General features: G+C 59.0%; 16 protein-coding genes and 1 pseudogene. 10 read left to right on the top strand and 7 right to left on the bottom strand.

What is annotated here, in order from left to right:
- Positions 1-128 precede the first annotated feature (128 nt).
- The 3 genes and pseudogenes from QN399_RS07665 to QN399_RS07655 all read left to right on the top strand — a co-directional run.
- Positions 129-281, top strand: a pseudogene (locus QN399_RS07665) (transposase domain-containing protein); the annotation flags it as partial.
- 554 nt (positions 282-835) lie between these two features.
- Positions 836-2,857: an acyltransferase family protein gene (locus QN399_RS07660; protein ID WP_323565779.1), complete on the top strand. Its 2,022-nt coding sequence runs from the start codon at positions 836-838 to the stop codon at positions 2,855-2,857.
- A 405-nt stretch (positions 2,858-3,262) separates the two neighbouring features.
- Positions 3,263-4,756: an aldehyde dehydrogenase family protein gene (locus QN399_RS07655; RefSeq protein ID WP_322179086.1), complete on the top strand. Its 1,494-nt coding sequence runs from the start codon at positions 3,263-3,265 to the stop codon at positions 4,754-4,756.
- A gap of 40 nt (positions 4,757-4,796) precedes the next feature.
- Here QN399_RS07655 and QN399_RS07650 read toward each other — a convergent pair whose 3' ends face one another.
- The 7 genes from QN399_RS07650 to QN399_RS07620 form a co-directional block, all read right to left on the bottom strand.
- Complete coding sequence (locus QN399_RS07650) at positions 4,797-6,092, bottom strand: tryptophan 7-halogenase (RefSeq protein WP_322179085.1); 1,296 nt, start codon at positions 6,090-6,092, stop codon at positions 4,797-4,799.
- Complete coding sequence (locus QN399_RS07645; RefSeq protein WP_330200776.1) at positions 6,089-6,781, bottom strand: S8 family serine peptidase; 693 nt, start codon at positions 6,779-6,781, stop codon at positions 6,089-6,091. Before QN399_RS07645 ends, QN399_RS07650 begins: the two co-directional genes overlap by 4 nt.
- Complete coding sequence (locus QN399_RS07640) at positions 6,771-8,489, bottom strand: ABC transporter ATP-binding protein (protein ID WP_330200775.1); 1,719 nt, start codon at positions 8,487-8,489, stop codon at positions 6,771-6,773. The genes QN399_RS07645 and QN399_RS07640 overlap by 11 nt, the downstream gene beginning before the upstream one ends.
- Positions 8,489-10,393, bottom strand: coding sequence for a sigma-54-dependent Fis family transcriptional regulator (locus QN399_RS07635; RefSeq protein ID WP_322179082.1), 1,905 nt, complete (start codon positions 10,391-10,393; stop codon positions 8,489-8,491). Before QN399_RS07635 ends, QN399_RS07640 begins: the two co-directional genes overlap by 1 nt.
- Positions 10,394-10,640: 247 nt before the next feature.
- On the bottom strand, positions 10,641-11,399 hold the full coding sequence (locus tag QN399_RS07630; RefSeq protein WP_330200774.1) for a PAS domain-containing protein: 759 nt from the start codon (positions 11,397-11,399) through the stop codon (positions 10,641-10,643).
- Positions 11,399-12,064, bottom strand: coding sequence for a response regulator (locus QN399_RS07625; RefSeq protein WP_322179080.1), 666 nt, complete (start codon positions 12,062-12,064; stop codon positions 11,399-11,401). Before QN399_RS07625 ends, QN399_RS07630 begins: the two co-directional genes overlap by 1 nt.
- Positions 12,033-13,172 (bottom strand): ATP-binding protein, encoded by a 1,140-nt coding sequence (locus QN399_RS07620; protein WP_330200791.1) that lies wholly within the window; start codon positions 13,170-13,172, stop codon positions 12,033-12,035. Before QN399_RS07620 ends, QN399_RS07625 begins: the two co-directional genes overlap by 32 nt.
- Before the next feature lie 299 nt (positions 13,173-13,471).
- Here QN399_RS07620 and QN399_RS07615 point away from each other — a divergent pair, with 299 nt between their 5' ends.
- From QN399_RS07615 to QN399_RS07585, 7 genes are all read left to right on the top strand, one after another.
- The gene (locus QN399_RS07615) at positions 13,472-14,017 is read left to right on the top strand and encodes a dimethylamine monooxygenase subunit DmmA family protein (protein WP_322179079.1); all 546 of its coding nucleotides are present in this window, start codon (positions 13,472-13,474) and stop codon (positions 14,015-14,017) included.
- The gene (locus QN399_RS07610; protein WP_322179078.1) at positions 14,014-14,955 is read left to right on the top strand and encodes a PDR/VanB family oxidoreductase; all 942 of its coding nucleotides are present in this window, start codon (positions 14,014-14,016) and stop codon (positions 14,953-14,955) included. Before QN399_RS07615 ends, QN399_RS07610 begins: the two co-directional genes overlap by 4 nt.
- Positions 14,956-14,964: 9 nt before the next feature.
- Positions 14,965-15,981 carry a DUF3445 domain-containing protein gene (locus tag QN399_RS07605; protein ID WP_330200773.1) on the top strand — a complete coding sequence of 339 codons (1,017 nt, stop codon included), beginning with the start codon at positions 14,965-14,967 and terminating at the stop codon, positions 15,979-15,981.
- A gap of 53 nt (positions 15,982-16,034) precedes the next feature.
- Positions 16,035-17,165 (top strand): aminomethyltransferase family protein, encoded by a 1,131-nt coding sequence (locus QN399_RS07600; protein WP_219059846.1) that lies wholly within the window; start codon positions 16,035-16,037, stop codon positions 17,163-17,165.
- A gap of 39 nt (positions 17,166-17,204) precedes the next feature.
- Positions 17,205-18,071: a formyltetrahydrofolate deformylase gene (gene purU, locus QN399_RS07595; protein WP_322179076.1), complete on the top strand. Its 867-nt coding sequence runs from the start codon at positions 17,205-17,207 to the stop codon at positions 18,069-18,071.
- A 62-nt stretch (positions 18,072-18,133) separates the two neighbouring features.
- Positions 18,134-19,501 carry an NAD(P)/FAD-dependent oxidoreductase gene (locus QN399_RS07590; RefSeq protein ID WP_323566349.1) on the top strand — a complete coding sequence of 456 codons (1,368 nt, stop codon included), beginning with the start codon at positions 18,134-18,136 and terminating at the stop codon, positions 19,499-19,501.
- Between the two features lie 29 nt (positions 19,502-19,530).
- Complete coding sequence (locus QN399_RS07585) at positions 19,531-21,873, top strand: DUF1989 domain-containing protein (protein WP_330200772.1); 2,343 nt, start codon at positions 19,531-19,533, stop codon at positions 21,871-21,873.
- The last annotated feature ends 31 nt before the right edge of the window (positions 21,874-21,904 follow it).

Raw genomic sequence — 21,904 nt, 5'->3', positions numbered from 1 at the left:
CTGACCACCGAGTCGCGCCTGATGCTTACCCGCGCTGGCGCCTCAAGTATGTTGCGGTTTTTGACAGTGGGTACCGGATAAGGCCTTCTCGATGACGGCACGGTACCCATAGGTAACAACCCCCCACGCTGATGAGTTTGATCTAGTCGGCCAAGCTCGATGGGCATGATCTGTTCGAGTGCTTGAAGGACATACTGACGCAGCTGCCGACGCAGAAGATGAGCGAGATCGAGGCGTTATGCCGCACACGTTGCAAGCTGTTTAAACACGACGCTAGATAAAATCGTTTACCTGATTGCCGAATACTCATTTGATTTCGGCTCTACCAAAAAGTCACGTCCAGGATTGTTTGTAATCAAACCTATTATCAACAGGCAGAGGCCAATGTAAGCGTGTTGTCTGGACGGTTACGGCCCCCGTATGCTGCTGATGGGCGAGGGAGTGGACTCCCCCTGTCGATAAAGGAGCGGGCTAGTCATGATGAAAATCTGAGCTATCATCGTTTGGGTGTCCTCAGACCCAATGGAAAAAATGACCCGGCAGAGAGCTACCGTGCCCCCCAATAAAACAACACCACCGCTTGAACACAGCAACGTTCAGATTCCGTTCAAATGACTGTGTAGATCAGGGCTCTGTAGTGGGCTTTGGCACGCAGCGCTGAAGGGGCGTCAGTGCACTGGCTATCTATCCTCGCCGCCCCCTTAGGCGTTTTGCGTTTTGCGTCTGGCGGTAGCATTTGCCTGCGCGTTTTTTGTGCACGCTCACTCGACATGAACGTCCTCATGCATGAATCAAGTTTTAATACCTAAACTCAACGTGGAAGAGTCGACTCATCATGAGCACTATTCACAACCCGGCCTTGAACTACCGCCCAGAAATCGACGGACTGCGCACGATGGCGGTCGTCCCCGTTATTCTTTTCCATGCAGGCTTTCAGTTATTTTCCGGCGGCTTTATCGGTGTCGATGTGTTCTTCGTGATTTCTGGATATTTGATTACGTCGATCATTTTGGCCGAGATGCTGGCTGGTAAATTTTCGCTGGTAAACTTTTATGAACGCCGAGCACGGCGGATATTACCTTCATTATTCGTAGTGATGCTCACTTGCCTGCCCATGGCCTGGGTATGGCTTGACCCCCTGAACTTCAAGTTTTTTGCCAAGAGTTTAATCGCGGTGCCAACATTTTCGTCTAACGTGCTGTTCTGGCGCGAGAGTGGATATTTCGATGTGACCTCGGAGCTGAAACCGTTACTGCATACCTGGACCCTCGCGGTGGAAGAGCAGTATTACCTGGTCTTCCCACTGATCCTGATGGCCGCTTGGGGACTGGGTCGAAAAAGGATCGTCGCCATTCTGATGATCGGTGCAATGATGAGCCTGGTCATTTCCGAACACGGTGCGACCCATGAATCCTCCGCATCTTTTTATCTATTGCATGCCCGTGCATGGGAGTTATTGGTGGGCTCCTTCATCGCCTTTTATTTTTCCTGGCGGCCTCGCTTGGAGAATGGCCCGAAAGCCATTAATCAAGCAGCAACAATGCTCGGTACTTCGTTAATTCTTTACGCCATATTTACCTTCGACAGTACCACCTCATTCCCCGGGTTGCATGCCTTGATCCCGACAATTGGCGCAGCCTTGATTATCATTTTTGCCAACGCTCATACCCTAGTAGGGAGGGTGCTGAGCACTCGCGCCTTCGTGCTGATCGGAATGATCAGTTACAGCGCCTACCTATGGCATCAACCCATTTTCGCCTTCGCGCGTGAGAGCTACCTGGTCGAGCCGAGCTCAACGATCATGCTTGCGCTTACCCTATTGTCGCTGGTATTAGCTTATTTGAGCTGGCGCTTTATAGAACAGGCTTTCCGAAAAAAAAGCTCGATAAAAAGACATCATATATTCACGTTGGGGGCCATTTTTTCACTGATGTTCATAGGCGTTGGGCTGACCGGATATACCAACGAAGGTTTCGCCAGCCGGTTTGATTTAGATCCGGTAGCGCTGGAATCATTTACCTTCACAAAAATACGCTTTCCCTGCGATAAAAATTACGATGGCAACGGTTGGAGCATCGATTTCTGCTTATTTGGGGCGGTCGACAAAAACGCTACCCCGGAGGTTGCTGTATTTGGCGACAGCCACGCAGAAGTGCTATTGCCCGCCTTCGACACCGCAGGCAAAGAGCGGGGGAAAACCATTGTGCATATCGGTCTGGCTGGCTGCCCTCCACTGTTGGGTGTGGATGTTCTCGCTGGCAATTATGTTGTGGGCGTGTGCGAAGCCCTCGCGAGACGCGAATATGACTATGTAAAAATGAACGGCATCAAGACGGTAATTCTTGTCTCACGCTGGACGCTTTATACGGATGGCGATTACGACAAGTGGAAAAAGAGCAGCTATTTTCTTGTGTCCCAAGACACCCAGGAAAAAACCAAAGAAGCATCAAGGGCTGTGTTTGAGAAGGCCCTGAATAAAACCGTCGAGGCTTACCAGGCGCTAGGCACCCATCTTTACATAGTGGCTCAGGTTCCGCAGCAGATGGTCGATCCGAAAAACCTTTATTACCAACTCGCCCGCGGAACAGGATCGAGCGACGAGAACATACTACAGAGGGTAAGCGAGCTGTCCGTGCCACTGTCAAAACACAATCAACTTCAGCAATTCACTCGTCATCTTTTCGAGCTAGACAGCGAGCAAAATAAAATAAGACTGGTCACGCTGGACAATATTTTCTGTCAACAACAGGTGTGTCTGATAGGCGACACCCATTCCTATTACATGGACTACAATCACTTGAATGCCAAAGGCTCACAATTGGCGGTTAATGCAATCAGTAACGTTCTCGCCCAGTAACGAAGACGTGACTAGCATTAAAATATCGGCATAAAAAAGCGCGCGCGAGCGAAACTCCGAACGCACCCTGGAATATGCCGTCACCCCCTGACTGCAGTGGTCTAATGAAATCTATGGCCACCCCCATTTAGGCGAAAATACCCGCCAGATCTGGCCCCGGCGAAAACCGAAGAAAAACTTAAAACTGTGTCCAGTATCAGCTGACCACTACCGAGGTACCTAAAGCCCAGCAAAATCAGGGTCTTAAATTTAATCATCTGTCGCAGTTTGCGACACTCAAACTGCCCACCGTTTTCAACCGATCAAATAATAATTATTTAAATCAATCAGTTAACCCGTCAAGTCGACTTGGCACAGCCGTTGCGAAAGACCTCGCATCCACTCGAATAACAAGAGGTCACTCCTATGCTGAACCATTCATCCCTGCTACCCGCCACTGTTGCCTTTATAAAACGTGTACCCCGCATGCTGATCAATGGCGAGTGGGTCGAGGCCGCCGACGGCAACGTCATGACGTTGCATAACCCCGCCAGCGGTGAAGTGCTCTGCACTGTGCCCTGCGCGACGCCGGACGATGTCGATCGCGCGGTACTCGCAGCTCGCCACGCGTTTGATGACTCGGCCTGGAGCCGGACCCGGCCCCGTGAGCGGCAGAACCTGCTGTGGAAACTCGCCGACCTGCTGGAGCGCGATGCCGAGCTACTGGCCCAGCTTGAATGTCTGAACAATGGCAAGAGCGCGGCGGTAGCGCGGGTCATGGATGTGCAGCTGTCCATCGACTTCTTGCGCTACATGGCCGGCTGGGCGACCAAAATCGAAGGTTCCAGCGTCGAAGTTTCGATGCCCTTGATGCCCAACGATCAGTTTCACAGCTTTATCCGCCGTGAGGCCGTGGGTGTGGTGGGCGCTATCGTTGCCTGGAACTTCCCGCTGCTGCTGGCCTGCTGGAAGCTCGGCCCAGCCCTCGCGACGGGCTGCACCGTGGTACTCAAGCCCGCTGACGAAACGCCAATGAGCGCCCTGAAGCTCGCGGAATTGGCACTCGAAGCCGGTTACCCGGCCGGGGTCTTCAACGTGGTGACCGGCACCGGCATCACTGCCGGCTCCGCCCTGACGCACAATCCACTGGTCGACAAACTGACCTTCACCGGCTCCACCGCCGTCGGCAAGCAGATCGGCAAGATCGCGATGGATTCGATGACCCGTGTCACCCTGGAACTGGGCGGTAAGTCACCGACCATCGTCATGGGTGATGCGGACCTCGCGGCCGCTGCCGCCGGGGCTGCCAGCGCCATCTTCTTCAATCAGGGCCAAGTGTGCTGTGCCGGTTCGCGGCTGTATGTGCAGCGCAAGCACTTCGATAACGTGGTCGCCGACATCTCGGATATCGCCAATGCGATGAAGCTGGGTAACGGCCTGGACCCTAGCGTGGACATGGGCCCCTTGATCTCGGCCCGGCAACAAGAGCGGGTGTCGCGCTACATCGAGATGGGCCGTGAGGGCGGTGCGACCATCGCCTGTGGCGGCGAACAGTTCGGGCCGGGATTCTTCGTCAAGCCCACCGTGATCGTCGGTGTCGATCAGAAAAACCCGCTGGTCCAGGAAGAAATTTTCGGACCGGTACTGGTGGCGATTCCCTTCGATGATGAAGCCGATGCCCTGCGTCTGGCCAACGACAGTCCCTACGGGCTGGGCGCCAGCGTCTGGTCAAACGACCTGGCAGTCGTGCACCGGATGATCCCCCGGATCAAGTCCGGCTCGGTGTGGGTCAATTGCCACAGCGCGCTCGATCCGGCGCTGCCTTTCGGTGGCTACAAAATGTCCGGGGTCGGCCGGGAGATGGGCTACGCCGCCATCGAGCACTACACCGAATTGAAATCCGTGCTGATCAAACTGTAAGCCAGCAACACCCTCCGACAGGCTCACTGCCGGAGGGTGTTTAAGGACGGTAGCCCTGGCTGAGCAGCCAACTGCGCACTAGATGCTCCTGTTCTTTCGACAAATCCGCCAGCACCTGCTGCGCGGGCTCTGTTTGCAGGCGAAGGACCAACGGTGCTAGCTCGATGCCTTGCAAGTGCCAGACCCCCAGCGGTTGATCCGCCGTCACCACCACTTCAGCCTCATCCACCAGACCGTCGCGCAATACCGGGGCCCGCTGCAGGCTGATGGCCGCGAAATCAGCCGGTTTGTGCGCCAGATCAGCGTCCGGCCATTGGCGACGCGCCTTCCAGAAAGGTTGATCCTGCCAACGCTGCTCATCGGCATAAAAATCACGCCCGATCCTGGCGAACCGTAAAAACAACTGCTCGACCCGTTGCCGGTGAAACTGCTGGGCCAACGCCGCACGTTCAGGCGCTCGCAATAAGGTGTTGATCACCACCGGGGCCTGGAGCGCCGAGGACAGTGACTGGAAGATACCGTTGCCCGACAGCGGGTCCACCGCCATGGCGGCATCACCGACCCGAATCCAGTTGTCACCGCACACCTGCGGGCAAAGAATGGCCGTGCTGCTGCGGGCATGCAGGTGCACATCAACCTCGGTGCCGTCGGCAAAAAATGCCGTCGCCAGCGCCGATGCCTGGCGCCTCTCCCGACAGTAGTCGAGTAGCTGGGCTTTACCCGGCAATTCGGCGCTGGCCACGTCCACCGTCAGTTGCCAATAGCAACACCCATCGGCCTGGCGCGCCATCCAGACCCAACCCTGCTCGATGCTTTCGACCGCACTCGCGGTCGCCCCCGGCACGCCCTGCCAGCGGTTGAGCAGACTGACGGTTTCCGGCCCGCGCAGACCTTTACCCAGCGCGGGTGCCTGACGACCGCGTGACTCGACCAAAAAGTCCGCCTGAAGATCGGCGTGGCCTTCAATCTGCACCCGATGCCCCGAGGCAGTCGACTGTACCGCCAGCACACGCCCCTCGATCAGCTCGACACCGGCACGCTGCAGATCCTCGCGCAGGCCGCGATCAAACCGTGGGCGATCCAGCAGCCATTCAATATTTTGTGCGTGCTGCTGACCATTCCAGGACACCTGACGCTGGGACGGCAGCGTAGCATCTGCCAGCGCATGCTCCAGGCCCGCCGCACGCAACGCCTCCAACACCCTCAGCGATACACCTTCCAGTGCGGGGAAGCGTCGCCACTCGCTGACTATCGAGACCGGGTAACCGAGCCGGCGCAGGCCCAATGCGACCGCCGCGCCCGCAGGCCCGGCGCCTAAAATCAGAATCGTACTCATGGCCCGACCCGCCGCTCAGGACCACGGTAACGGGCATAGGCCCTTAGCCAATCGATGATCTCCGAGTTAGAGGCGTGCGGTTGTTCAGCCAGATACGCGGCGATATGCCCGCTCAAGGCCGCGCAACCCAGGCTGGCACCGGACTGCCCGGCCAACGTGCCACGCACGCACGCGGCGAAATCCGCCTGGGCGCTGTTAAGCCACGACCAATCCTGCTCACCACAGCGTGCATCGCCGGTAACCCGCACGACACCCGGGTAACTCGCCGGAAATACTGCCTCGCCCTGAGCCGGACTTGAGGCGCACAGCAATACCCCACGTTTCAGCGCCGCCGCACAGGCTTCACGCAGCAGACTTCGGTCCTGACGCATCCCCAGGCTCAAGTTGATCAGGCGAACTTCGTGTTCAGCCAGCCAATCGATCGCGCTTGAGATTTGCATCGCACTGGTGACCCCACGTTTATCGAAGACCTGGGCCACACAAAACTCAGCCTCGGGTGCGTGTCGGCAAATAGCATCGATGATCGCACTGCCATGCCCGAGTTCATCCTCCAGCACCTCATCCTCTGCCAACCCCTGCTCCACCAGCAAGAAGCGTCGACTGGCAACCACCCGACGCTGTTGCGCGGGCGAATGGCCGCTGTCGACGATGCCGATGCGCACAGGCTGGATAAGCGATTCAGGCCTCATGGACGACTGTCGACGACGTAAGCACGCCGTCCACCATGTGAAAACGCAGGTCCGCATCCGCCAGCGTCGATGGACGATGACTGATTAAAATCCGTGTCCGCCCGGCAAACAGCCGGTCAATGGCGCAAATGACTTCACGCTCGGTGGCTTCGTCTACCGCCGAGGTGGCTTCATCGAGGACCAGAATCAAAGGGTCTTGCAACAGTGCGCGGGCGATGGCGATTCGTTGTTTCTGCCCACCGGAAAGCTGCTGTCCTCGCTCGCCGAGCGGACTGTCGAGGCCTTCGGGCAGGGACTCGATCAGGCTGTCCAATTGAGCCAGATGAGCGACTTCGGCAATCGCCGCACGGCTGGCGTTTGGCGAGCTGTAGGACAGGTTGTCCGCCAGGCTCCCGCGAAACAGCACAATGTCCTGACTGACCACCGCGATGCGCCGACGTAACTCGAACAGGTCTAGATCACGCAGATCACAGCCGTCGAGCAAGACACGACCGGCTTGCGGGTCCTGGAAGCGTTGCAGCAGATCGATCAGCGTCGACTTGCCCACCCCGGAGCCGCCGCTCAAGGCGACTTTCAGGCCATAAGGGATACGCGCATCAATGCCCTTGAGGATCGCCGGACGCCCCGGATGGCTGAAGTGCACCGACTGAAACCACACCTCGCCCGTGGTGGGCATCGGCAGCGGGTGCTCCGGCGTGCTGACTCCCGGCTTTTCACCGCGCAACTCCATGACCCGGCCGAGGCTCACGGTCATGCGCTGCAGGGCGACATACAGCCCGAGCAGGCTCTGCACCGGGCCGACGGCCATGCCCAGGTACGTAGAGAAAGCGATCAACGCGCCGAGCTGCCAAGTGCCCTGCACCACCCAATAACCACCGATCAGGAACGCGCAGGCCCGAGACAATGAGGTCAAGGTGCCGGGCACCGCCTGGGTGAAGAATTCGGTGACTTGCAGGCGCAGCAGTTGAGTCATGTAGCCCTGCCCCAAGGACTCCAGCCTGCGTGCTTCGCGCTGCTGCTGACCGGACGCCTGGATGAACTTCATCACCGGCAGGGTTTCGACCATGAAGGACGACACGTCCGCCGAACGCTCGCGCAACTGTTTGACCTCATGCGCAACTTTGCGCCGCATCCAGCGCAGCCAGAGGATGTCCAAAGGAATCAACACCACGGCCAGCAGTGACAGTTTCCAGGACAGGGCCAATAACATCGCCACGGCGAAGACCAGACCAATGATGCTGGAGACCGCCGAGAACAGTGAATCGACGGCAAAGCGCTGGACCTCCGCGACATCGCCATCAAGCCGGGACATCAAGTCGCCAATGCGTCGTTGTCCATAGAACGTCGGCGACAGTGTCTGTAAATGCCGATAAATTTCGTCACGCAAGGCGAACAGGATCCGCCCGGACAGTCGCGTGTACAGATAACGGTTGATCCCGGATAACACCGTGCCCAGCAGCCCGGCACCGATCATCAATCCGGCGATCAGCGTCAGCATCGAAAAGTTACGCGCCAGCAAGCCATCGTCAATCAGCAACTTGGTCAGCCAGGGTTGCACCAGCACCAGCAAGGAAGCGCACAGCGACAGGCCCAACAAACCGCCAATGGCCAGGCGATGTGGACGGACGAAGCCGTACAGCCATGTCAACGCGTCGTGGAGTGCCTGCGGGTCCTTGCTGTCGACCAGCCTGACAATCAACCGCTGCATCAGCTGCGCAACTGTTTGAGCTTGCGGTACAGCGTCGCCCGACTGATGCCTAGCGCGTCAGCGGCGGCCGAAACGTTGCCCTGATGACTGTCCAGAGAGTTGCGGATCAACTCGAGTTCATTCTCGCGGATACGGCCGGTTTGAGGACGGTCACAGGCGCTCAGGTCATCAAGCATGCTGTCGGGCAGGTGCTCCAGCCCCAGCTCGCTTTCGCCCTCGTCGCGCATGGCCAACACTGTGCGCAGCACCATCTCCAACTGACGTATGTTGCCCGGCCAGTGGTAGCCCGCCAGTAACGATTGCAAGTCGCTGGAGAGTTTGACCGTCACATTGCCCAATTTGCCCAGCAAGCTGCTCACCAGCGCATCAAAATCGTCACGCTCACGCAAGGCGGGCAACATCACGCTGATGCCATTCACCCGGTAAAAAAGATCCTCGCGGAACTGCTTTTCCTCAACCTGACGCTTGAGATCGCGGTGGGTGGCACAGATCAGTGCGACATCGATATCCTGTTCCTCGCCTGCGCCCAATGGCGCGACCTTACGGTCCTGCAGCACCCGCAGCAGGCGGGCCTGAAGTGCCAAAGGCATATCACCGATCTCGTCGAGGAACAGCGTGCCGCCGTGGGCCTGTTGCAGGCGACCGATCATGCCGCCACGCCGTGAGCCGGTGAAAGCGCCCTCGCGATAACCAAACAATTCGGACTCGATCAACCCTTCAGGGATGGCTGCACAGTTCACCGCGATAAACGGTTTATCACCGCGCACACCCGCCCGGTGAAGGGCCCGGGCGATAACCTCCTTGCCGGTCCCCGTTTCGCCCAGCAGCAAAACGGGCAGCTCGTTCGCCAGCCCTTGGCGTGCCATGCGCAGCGCGCGGGCATACCGACTGTTACCTCCCGCCAGCGCCTCGAGATTGGGTTGCGCGGGGGCCGCTTTAGGCGCGCCCCGAGCCACACTGGCCACGTTAGGCGAGCGTTGTGGCGCGCGCAGGGCTTTATAGAAAAACTCGCCCTTGGCGGTTTGCAAGCTGCCTATGCTGCCTTGCCGCAGACGCGCGAGCAGTTGCAGACCATCGATGCCCAGAAACTCTTCACAGCGCCGCCCCACCAACCCTGCCCGAGGCACACCGAGCAACTGACAGGCATGCGCGCTGACCGCCAGAATCTTTCCGGTCAAATCCAATGCCAGCAGACCCTGCCACGCGGATTCAAGGTATTGGCGACGACTGTGGAAGGCCAGGACGATTTGATCCGGATAGGTCGCGTTGAACACCCGGCTTTCAATCTGGGTGACAGCCATGCACAACAGCGCAGTGCTGTCCTGAACGCGCCCTAAAGGGCCTTCGCGGGTCAGGTCAAGCACACCGAGCAGCTCGCCATGGGGGCTGTGAATCGGCACAGACGTACACGAGAAAGGGCTCAAGCGATCCAGAAAGTGTTCACCACAATCGATCAACGTCGGACGAGCATCGACCAGCGCAGTGCCCAAGGCATTGGTGCCGCGAGCCGCCTCACTCCAACAGGCACCCAGGGCGATGTCTTGCAAGCCGCTGCCTTTAAGGTCATCGGCGCGCCCCTCAAGGGCGAGAATGGTGGCGTCGGCATTGGCCAGAATAATCAGCCCTTCCTTGCCTTGCTGAGCCGCCAGATAGTCGATCTCCGGCGTCGCAGCGTCGATAAGCAAGCGATTGCTCGCCAACAGCAACTCAAGACTGGCCGTCGACTCCAGCGCGAGTTCGTGCTTGCTATTGAAATGCACACCGTGGCTAAGACTGCGCCGCCATGAGGCATCAATTTCGGCCCGCAGCACCCCATCGGGCACTTCACCTTCGCCGTGCAGTGTCTCCCGGGCCAGCCGGGCTTCGCTTTGTAACTCAGCGTTTATTGTTTTTATTAGCGACATTCAGCGCTCCGAATCGGTCCGCCCAGTGCATCCCCGAGCCACTCCCGGAGCTGGCGACGAGACACGCAAGCTGTTGAGAATGTCTACACCCGGTTCAGGTGGCAGTAAAGAAAAGTTTGCCCGGTCAGGCAGGTGTTCTCTGCAAAGAGCAAAACCTGAGCCACTGGCAAAAGCACGTAGCTCATTATTTACGTTAACGTAAAGGTAATAGCAAGTACCGGCTAACAGCCCTTCACGTCGGGTCTGCCTATGGAGTGACAATTTCAAAAATCGCACCCTCGATACCCAACACCTCGCGACTGTCCGAATAGATGCCGACGCCTTTTTCCCAGACGTTCTTGATCAAGTTGTCTGCGCAGCGAATCCGGTACCTGAGTTCGTAGGGCTGGTACCGGGACAAGGCGTATTGAACCTCACGCCAGACGTAATCCGCATCGTCGGGGTGGATCAGGCTGTTGTAGGTGCAGTCGTGGCTGTCCATCAAGCGCTCGGCGGGATAACCGGTGAGCTGCAGACAGCCGGCGCTGACGAACTCCATGGTCCAGTCGTGGTTATTGCGGCCGCGATAAATCAGGCCGGGCATGCTGTCCAGCAGGCTGAGGGCGCTGCGCTGACTGGCTTGCAAGGCAATCTCCCGGCGCTTGTGCTGGGTGATGTCGTTGACCACCAGATAAAACCTGACATCACGCCGTTTCAGGCTGATGTCGAACCAACGCAGCTCACCTTGGGGATGCACGAAACGCAGGCGCTGATTGAAGGAAATATCAGGGCGGCGGCGTAATTCATACAACGCCTGCCGCCACAGGGAACGGTCTTCCTGATGCACGTATTCAACCATGTTGCGTTCATCACCCGGCAACTCCATCAGGTCGGCCCAGGCGGCGTTGTAGTGGGTGATCTCGCCTTTGTCAGTGAGTTCGAGCAAGGCGATGGGGAATACATCCAGATACTGCAGTGCCTGGCGGGTGAATATTGACTCAAGCGTTGTCGCGCTGTGCTCGGCCATCAATGCCGCTCCTCTTTTCTCATTGATGCAGCCTTGTGCACCCAGGCTGCCAGCTCCAGTCGCGAACGCAGATTGAGCTTCTGCAACAGGTTCTTCACGTAGATTTTCACCGTGCCGTCGCTGATACCCAGCTCACGACCTATCTGTTTATTGCTCATGCCCGAGGCGATCAATGCCAGCGTTTGTGCCTCGCGATCAGTCAGGCCGCAGTCTTCCACCCCGTCCAGCGCTGCATCGGCACTGATGTCGTTGTGCCCGGCCAGCAGCGAGACCAGACAGTCATCCAGGACAATCGCGCCTTTGCTGCAATTGCGCATGTACGCCAGCAGCGCTTCCGGCTCGGTTTCCTTCAAGACATAGCCGCTGGCGCCCAGGCGTAAGGCAGTCAGCAACTCGCCGCGATCCATCGAAGCGGTCAAGACCACAATCTGGCACTCGAGCCCCAACTGCTTCATCTCGTCGAGCACCTGCAAACCACTCAAGCCCGGCATATGCAGGTCCAGCAGGACCAGCTTGGGCGCCAGGCGCAGGGCCAGGTTGATCCCTTCCCTGCCGCTGGCGGCCTGGCCCACCACATCGAAGTCATCGCTGGCGGCAAACAATTGCGCCAGCCCTTTGCGGAACAAGGGATGGTCATCGATCAACAATAAGGTCGTGCTGCTCATCGAAGCGCCTCAGTGGGTCGTCATTGTTCTGGATAAGGCTCAGGTGCACGCGAGCGCCGTGAGGACGGATAGTTTCGATGGACAGCTGTGCGCCGATGGTCGAGGCGCGCTCACGAATGATCGCCAGGCCATAATGATTCTCCTCCAGCGACGCGGGGCTCAAGCCGATGCCGTCATCTTCGACAGTCACCGAAATCTCGCCTTGCGGCGTCTGGCGCAGTTCGATCCGCACATGCCGGGCGTGGGAGTGCCGCACCACGTTGGCCAATGCTTCCCGGATGATCTGTAAAATTTGCAATTCGGTTTCCGGGTACAGCGCATCTTCGGTCAAACGATTGTCCAGCTCGAACACGATGATGCAGCGTCGGGAAAACTCGGCCACGGAATCAGCCAATGCCTGACGCAGCGAGCGTCCATCCATGGTCAGGCGAGCGCTGGTGATCAGCTCGCGCACCTGGCGTTGAAGCTGGCTCAACCCGCCGCGTAAATCGGTCAGCAGAACGGCAGCCTGCTCGGGCTCACGCAGTGCTGCCTGCATCAGGCTGGCCTGAAACGACAGATAGCCCAATTGTTGTGCAACCGAATCGTGAAGTTCGCGCGCCAATGCACCGTGCTGGAACGTTGCCTCTTTGCGTTGCTGCTCACGCTTGTGACACAGCAACTGCATCGTCACCCCCACCACCCGTGCCGTTTCCCCCAACAAGCCATGAAACCCGCGACTGGCAGGGTATGGCGTGTCCAGCAACAAGACTCCGCGCTTGCCGGGTGCAGTGCCCGGCAGAGCGGTCAGCAATCGATGACGCCCGCGGCGCTGGCACGCCGGACACGCCAACGGTGCTTCAGCCATCTCGCCGTCGCGCCACGGGCAACTGGAGACCTCATCACACGGGCTGACCATCGTCCGGCGCTTGGGACCGAAGTCTTCGCCAGGCAACAACACCCCCAGCTTGCTACCAGGGTTCAGCGCTTCGAATCGGTCGAGAAAATGGGGCAAAGCATCGTCTGCGCGTGCCAGGCATAGCGGCAGTTTGGCCAGCAAGGCGCGCACGTCGTCCACCTGACGTGGTCGCGTGCGCAGGAACCATTGGCCCAACCACCCGGGTCGCATTGGAGCTTTCAATGACATCCGCCTGCCCTTTGGAAATCTATGGCGTTTGCCGAGCAACTTCCATGCCTTCGCGGTGATTAGCGGCGGACTACTCCAAAAGAGATATCTCTTTTTCTAGATTGAGCAGTAATTCCTTTTGGGAAACTATCTTCCCCACCAGGAAACAACGACACCGATCCTGCGCACGGTAAATCACCGAAAAGCAGCGCACTAGGCTAAGGCCAAACGCCCGGCCTGCGCACCAGATCAGGACGTTCAATCGACCGATTTTGAAATACTGAACCACCAGGAGGGCTGCAATGACTGAGACACAAAGCGCTGCGCCGTACAGACCGCATAGTGTGCCGGTGTACCGCGAACCGATGCTGCGTACCCATGCACTGCATCACATTCTGGTGACGCAGTCCGCCACTTCAAAAGCGCTCGGGCACTTGATCCAGCACTTTGATCACACCACGCTGCCCGCCCCCCGAGTGCTCTGCGCCGGAGTAGATGGATTTGAGCAGCAACTAAAAGGGTTGCTCCATGCTGCAGCGATCGGCACCCACCTTTATATCCTCGGAGACGAAGCGTTTCTTTGGCACATCCACGGCATAGCTCACGCGGCGGGAATGCACGACGACGAAATCGACCTGATCGAATCCGGACCGACAAAACGCCGGGTGTATTGCGTGCACTGCGCCAGCCTTCAGGACAGTGGTCCCGAAGGCCAGGTGACCTGCGTCCACTGCCACGTCCTGTTGGGTGTGCGTGAGCATTTTTCCCAACGTCTGGGGGCTTACCTGGGCGTCTGCGAAAACCCCGATCAGCCCTACTCGCAAGCCAAGTCAGGAGCACGACCATGAGCTCGGTTCTGGAGGTGCGGATAACCGACGCAAAAATGCTGACCCCAGTGATTCGCGAGCTCACGTTTGTCAATCCTTCCGGACGCTTGCCGGGGTTTTCCGCGGGCAGTCACGTGCAGGTCCATCTGCCGTTAGGTGAACGCAATCTGCGCAATGCTTACTCGCTGACCAGCGACCCTGCCGACCTCCACCACTACCGCATCGCCGTGCGTTTGCAGGACGACTCCCGTGGCGGTTCTCGGTTTTTGCATCAACAGGTGCAGGTCGGCGACAGCCTGCGCATCTCGCCCCCGGCCAACCTGTTTGCCCTGCACTCAGCCGCCCGCCAGCACATCCTGATTGCTGGCGGCATCGGCATCACGCCGTTCCTGGCTTACATCACTGCGCTGGAACAACGTAACGCCGATTTCGAGCTGCATTACGCCTACCGCAAAGGCCTGACCGACGCCTACACCGACGAACTGCAACAACGCCTGGGTACGTGTCTGCATGGCTATGACCGCAGCGCTGGCGAAACCCTGGATCTGGCGGCAGTGCTCAGCGCGCGGCCATTGGGCAGTCATGTGTATGTCTGCGGCCCGGAACGCTTGTTGATGGGCGTAAAGGAACAGGCCAAAGCCCTTGGCTGGCCGGAGGGCCGAGTGCATTGGGAAGCCTTTAGCGGTGCGGAGCCGGGCCTGCCGTTCAGCCTGGAGCTGGCGCGCAGCGGACGGCGGATTCAGGTCAGCGCCGAGCAAAGCCTGCTCGAGGCGCTGGAATCAGCCGGTGTGGAAATCCCCAACCTGTGCCGTGGCGGGGTCTGCGGGCAGTGCGCCACGCGCCACCTCAAGGGCGATATTGAACACCGCGACCATGTTCTCAGCGCTGCCGAGCAGGCTGAATTCCTTATGCCCTGCGTCTCTCGCGCCTGCGGTTCTTCCGTTTTGCTGGACCTCTAGGAGTCGACCATGACCGTTCAATTCAGCCCTCTGGAAAGCTACCGGGATACGTTCAGCTTTCGCAACAGTGCATTCGCCATCGAGCGATTCCCCTTTCCGTTCATCGAAGACAGCTACATGTACTCGGTGAACATCGAACCGGCACGTGCCAAAGAATCGGGGTCGGTTTACCAGCACTGGTTCGACATCGACGAGCATTACCGTTCGGAAATGGCCGAGCGCGCCCTGGTTCTGGACAGAGACCCAACCCGCTATCTGGTCATGCCGCATATGCAGGAAGCGGCCTGGGATGCCTTGCAAATGTTCATGGAGCATCTGTCCGCCGACTACCCGCAGTGGTTCGAACTGAGCTGCAACGGGGATCGTTGGCATTGGCGTAACAAGGCGCTGGACATTGATCAGGCGTTTACCTTCGGCGATGCCTCGACCCTGCCCTGCGAACCTCTGGAGTTCGTCACCCGCCAGGTACAAGGCGACATCGCCTTGCTCGACCAGCGTGACGGCGATCTGTTCATGGACGCAGGAATGGTCACCAACCCGGCTGACTGGTCCCTGGCTTTCGACGCAGGGATGAGCTTCAAGCAATGGCACTCACCGGTTCCGATGGCCAACCAATTGGGTATTTTCGAGCGGGCGCTGAAGCATCTGCTCAACATTCAAGTGGATCACCCCGTGCGTCGGTTGAACTGGACGCTGACCATCAATCCGCGCCTGGACTCTTCGCCCGAGACCTTTCACGAATGGGGTGCCGAACGCGGCAGTGTCACTGCCGACAACGTCGGGCAACTCGTGCACCTGCGTGTGGAACTGCAATTCATGGCGCGTTTGCCCCGCAGCAACGGCCTGATGTTCAGCATTCGCACCTACCTGATCAGCATGAACGAACTGGTCAGCCACCCCGGCTGGGGCTGCCGTCTGCACCGGGTGCTGCGTGATTTGCCCGACCCCATCGCCGACTACAAGGGCATGACCCGCTATCGGCAAACCCTGGTCGAGTGGCTAAGCCGCTTCGATACCCACTCCTGAAAAGCTGACCCGAACACTTTTCGTTGCCCTTTTTCCAGACAAGGAATCACCACATGGCCCATTCATGGCGCATCTCCGCATTGGCTGAACGTCACCGCGCGCTTGGCTCTCAGCTTGAAGACTGGAACGGCATGGGCACCGCCTGGACCTATGCCACAGACCTCGCCGACCACCATCAGGCGATCCGCACACGCGCTGGCCTGATGGATGTATCGGGACTGAAAAAGGTCCATTACGTCGGCCCTCACGCAGAAAGCCTGCTGCAATGGGCGACCACCCGTGATATCGCCAAACTCTACCCCGGCAAATCGGTGTATGCCTCGATGCTTGATGAGGACGGCAAGTTTGTCGACGACTGCATCGTTTACCGTACCGGCCCCAATGCGTTCATGGTGGTCCACGGCGCAGGCACTGGCTACGAGATGCTGGTACGCGCAGCACAAGGCCGTCAGGTCGCGGTGTTGTTCGACGACGACCTGCATGACCTGTCGTTGCAAGGGCCGCTGGCAGTGGACTTCCTCGCCGAACACGTACCGGGCATCCGTCAGCTGCCGTATTTCCACCATCTGCAAACCAAGTTGTTCGGCCGTCCGGTGATGATTTCCCGCACAGGCTATACCGGCGAACGTGGCTACGAAATCTTTTGCAAAGCCGCTGATGCCCCGCTGTTGTGGGACGAGATCCTCGAACAGGGCGCGAGCATGGGCATCATTCCGTGCGCCTTCACCGCCCTTGACTGGTTGCGGGTGGAAAGCGCGCTGATGTTCTTCCCCTATGACAACTCGCAGATGTACCCCTTCGCCGATCAAAAGGCCGGCGACACGTTGTGGGAGTTGGGTCTGGATTTCACCGTATCCCCGGAGAAACAGGACTTCCGCGGCGCCCACGAACACTTCCGTCTGCGCGGCCAAGAGCGCTTCAAGATTGCCGGCGTGCTGATCGAAGGCGCCCGCGCTGCTGATGCCGGCGACACCCTGTGGCACGACGGCAAACAGGTCGGCGTCATCACCTGTGGCATGTATTCACGCCTGAGCAAACGCTCCATGGCCATCGCCCGCATTGCAGTTGACTGCGCGGCGCCAGGCGTTGCCCTACAGGTGCGCGGCAGTTTGGAGGCCAGCGCCATGACCCACGCCCTGCCCTTCGATGACCCGGAAAAAACCAAACGCACTGCCAAAGGCTGATCGACCGCCTGCGCCACTTCAACTACGAGGGAGACCCTGATGGACACGTCACACGAGCATTACATCCTCAAGATCAGTTGCCCTGCCGCCTCAGGCATTGTTGCAGCGGTCACGTCCTGGCTGGCCGAACAGGCTTGCTATATCAGCGAACTGTCGCAGTTCGATGACGAATTCACCGGACGTTTTTTCATGCGTGCGGTGTTTCGCTTCAACAAGAACGTGGTCGGTGACACCGCTGCGTTACGCCAGGGCATGACCGAACTGGCGGGTGGTTTCGACATGCAATGGCAACTGTTCAGTTCGGCTAAGCCGGCCCGCGTACTGCTGATGGTCAGCAAGTTCGACCACTGCTTGACCGACCTCCTGTATCGCCACCGTAAAGGCGAGATGGACATGCAAATCACCGCCATTGTCTCTAACCACCTGGACTTGAGGCCGATGGCCGAACGCGAGGGCATCCGCTTTATCTATCTGCCGGTGACCAAAGACAGTAAATCCAGCCAGGAAGCCGAGCTGTTGCGAATCGTCGAAGAGACCGAGACCGACCTGGTAGTCCTCGCCCGCTATATGCAGATTCTGTCGGACAACCTGTGCAAGCAGTTGTCCGGCCGCGCGATCAACATCCACCATTCGTTCCTCCCCGGCTTTAAAGGCGCCAAGCCCTATCACCAGGCTTACGAGCGCGGCGTGAAGCTGATCGGCGCCACCGCCCACTACGTCACCTCCGACCTCGACGAAGGCCCGATCATCGAGCAGGAAATCCAGCGTGTGGACCACACCTATCTGCCCGATGCGCTGGTCGCCATCGGTCGCGACACCGAAACCGTCGCACTTTCCAAAGCCCTGAAATACCACCTGGAACACCGCGTGTTCATCAACCAGGACAAGACGGTAATTTTTCGTTGATGAGCCAAGGCTTCAACGACTCATCGCCCATTTCAGACAGACCCAAGACACGAGGCACGAACATGACCCTACGCGTTGCAATCATCGGCGCTGGCCCTTGCGGTATGGCGCAACTCCGGGCTTTTCAATCGGCCAGGGACAAGGGAGCAGAAATTCCCGAGCTGGTCTGCTACGAGAAACAGCAAGACTGGGGCGGCATGTGGAACTACACCTGGCGCACCGGCCTGGATGAAAACGGCGAGCCGGTCCACGGCAGCATGTACCGCTACCTGTGGTCCAACGGCCCAAAAGAGTGCCTGGAGTTTGCGGACTACACCTTTGAGGAGCATTTCGGCCGCCCGATAGCCTCGTATCCACCACGGGAAGTGCTATGGGACTACATCAAGGGCCGCGTCGAAAAGGCCGGGGTTCGCGATTACATCCGCTTTAATAACGCGGTGCGCCACGTCAGCTACGACCCGCAAAGCAAGCGCTTTACAGTCGTCGCCCAAGACCACAACAGCAATACCCGGACCTCGGAAGAGTTCGATTACGTCATCAACGCCAGCGGCCATTTCTCGACGCCGAACATGCCGTATTTTCCCGGTTTCGAACATTTCGGCGGGCGCATCCTGCATGCTCACGATTTCCGCGATGCGCTGGAATTCAAGGGCAAGGATCTGTTGCTGATCGGCAGCAGCTACTCGGCCGAGGATATCGGCTCGCAATGCTACAAATACGGCGCCCGCAGCATTACCAGTTGCTACCGCACCGAGCCGATGGCGTATGACTGGCCTGCCAACTGGGAAGAAAAGCCGCTGCTGCAACGCCTGGAGAAAAACCGCGCGTACTTCATCGATGGCAGCCACAAGCACATCGATGCGGTGATCCTCTGCACCGGCTACAAACATAACTTCCCGTTCCTGCCGGACGAACTGTGCCTCAAGACCGACAACCGTCTGTGGCCGATGAACCTGTACAAGGGCATTTTCTGGGAATCCAACCCGCAGATGATGTACCTCGGCATGCAGGACCAGTGGTACTCGTTCAACATGTTCGACGCTCAGGCCTGGTATGCCCGCGACGTGATTCTGAAACGCATCGACCTGCCCGATCAGACCCACATGATCGCTGACAGCAAACAATGGCAAGCGCGTGAGCTGGCGCTGGAAACCACCCCGCAAATGTTCGAATTCCAAGGCTCATACATTCAGCAACTGGTGGATGCCACTGACTACCCGAGCTTCGATATCCCCGCCGTCAACGACACCTTCCTGAACTGGAAGCACGACAAAGCCGAAAACATCATGGGGTATCGCGACAAGTCCTATCGCTCGCTGATGACCGGCACCCAATCACCGCCCCATCACACGCCCTGGCTCGAAGCACTGGACGACTCCATGGCCGCGTATCTGGGCGATGTGCCCACTGCCATCAAATCCGTCGGCTGAGCCTGTACGCCAGATAAAGGAGCATCCGCATGAGTGCACCGAGTGTTTCGCACCCTTGGGAACCGGGGTTGTTTGCCCGGGCGCCCGCGATTGAGCGCTATCGGGTAGCCGGTGGCGGCCTGACGCTGATCGCCCTGGAACCCGGCGACACCCTGCAAGTGATCGATATCGAAGGGTTGCAACCCTGCGAGCTGCTGGCGTTCGACCGAGTAGGGCGCACAACCCTGGCGGCGTTGGGGCTGGTGGCTACATGGGGGTGCCGGTTTATCGCGACGCAGCTCGCTGAACCCAGCCTGCAAACCCGACGCATTGTGCAAGCGCTGGGCAAGCGCGGCGTCGATCCGCATCGACTTCCCGATTCGACTTCGCTGTGGGACGAAGACTCACCTGCCGGGTACAGCCGCAGCTTCGTGGCGGGCGAATCATTATTGGTCATCGTCGCTGCGCCGAGTGAGCCCGGCGCGGTCGATCTGCAACAGACGGCCAGCGAGTTGCGACTGATCGTGCAGCGGGCCAATCCCTCGTCGATTCTGGTCCCGCCCCTGCCCGAGCCGTTAGGTGAGCCGCTGCAGGAGTTCACCGTTCGCGCGGGCACTGCGCACAGCTACACCGTGCGCCAGGGCCAGTACATCCAGGTGCTTGACGTTGCCGGACGGCAATGCTCGGATTTCGTCGCCCTCAATCGCCGGGCACTGGATCGCCAGCAAGAGCTGGACCTGGACCAAACCGTCACGCGGACCCTCAACGGTAACGCCTACCCCGCTCCGGGCCTGTTCGCCAAGTTTTTCGACCGGCAGATGCAGCCCATGCTGGAAGTGGTGCGCGACACCGTGGGCCGCCATGACTCCTTTGCCCTGGCGTGCGCCGCTCGCTACTACGAAAGTCACGGCTATTTTGGGCACGACAACTGCAGTGACAACATCAGTCGCGCGCTGGAATCCTTCGGGGTACAAGCCCGCAGCGGTTGGCCGGCCATCAACTTTTTCTTCAACACAGGGATCGATGCCCACCAGCAAATGACCCTGGATGAACCCTGGTCCAGACCGGGAGATTACGTTTTGTTGCGGGCCATGACCGATCTGGTCTGCGCCAGTTCGTCGTGCCCGGATGACATTGACCCGGCCAACGGCTGGAACCCGACCGACATCCAGATTCGTGTCTATTCCGACAAGGAGCGCTTTTCTATCGCCATGGCCACTCGAAAAACTGCTGATGCCGACCCGACGCTGACTCGTGAGTCTGGCTTTCACTCTCGCACCAGCGCCCTCACCGGCAGCTTCACCGACTACCGCAACTGGTGGTTGCCGCTGCGCTATGACGGGTTCGGCGCCATCGATGAATATTACGGCTGCCGCGAACGGGTGGCGGTGATGGACCTGACCGCCCTGCGCAAATTCGAAATCATCGGCCCGGACGCTGAAGCCCTGCTCCAGTACTGCCTGACCCGCGACGTCCGGCGCCTGGCCATCGGCCAAGTGGTGTATTCGGCGATGTGCCACGAACACGGCGGCATGCTCGACGACGGCACCCTCTTACGTCTGGGGCAGGACAACTTCCGCTGGATCTGTGGCGAGGATTACGCCGGGGTCTGGTTGCGTGAGCAAGCGCAAAAACTCGGGATGAAAGTCTGGGTCAAGTCTGCCAGCGAGCAGATTCACAACCTGTCGGTGCAAGGGCCATTGAGCCGTGAGTTGCTCAAACAAATGGTCTGGACCCCAGCCACTCAGCCGACCGTGGAAGCACTGGGCTGGTTCCGTTTTCTGGTTGGTCGGCTGGACAACTACGACGGTTGCCCGTTGATGATTTCCCGCACCGGCTACACCGGCGAGCTGGGCTATGAAGTCTGGTGTCAGCCGCAAGACGCCGAGCGGGTCTGGGATCGCGTCTGGCAACTGGGCGAACCGCTGGGCATCGTCCCGCTGGGCCTTGAAGCGCTGGACATGCTGCGCATCGAAGCCGGGCTGATATTTGCCGGGTACGAATTCAGCGACCAGACCGATCCTTTTGAAGCAGGGATCGGCTTCAGCGTGCCACTCAAGAGCAAAACCGACGACTTCATCGGCCGCGACGCCCTGCTGCGACGCAGTGCCAATCCGATGCACAAGCTGGTAGGCCTGCAATTGAGTGGCAACGAAGGCGCGCATCACGGCGATGGCGTGTACAGCGGCCGCGCGCAGGTCGGCGTGGTCACCAGTGCCTGCCGCTCACCGTTGCTGGCCAGCAATATCGCGTTGTGCCGGGTGGATGTCGCTTGTGCCGACGTGGGCACAACGCTGCAAGTGGGCAAGGTCGATGGTTTGCAGAAGCGTATCGACGCCCAGGTCATGGCACCGATTTTCTACGACCCGGACAAAAGCCGGGTGCGCAGTTAAGCGATAGAACACGTCATTGCAGCACCGAACA

Source organism: Pseudomonas sp. 10C3 (genome assembly GCF_036346185.1).
Lineage (GTDB): Bacteria > Pseudomonadota > Gammaproteobacteria > Pseudomonadales > Pseudomonadaceae > Aquipseudomonas.
This window is presented reverse-complemented; position numbering and strand designations above follow the sequence as displayed.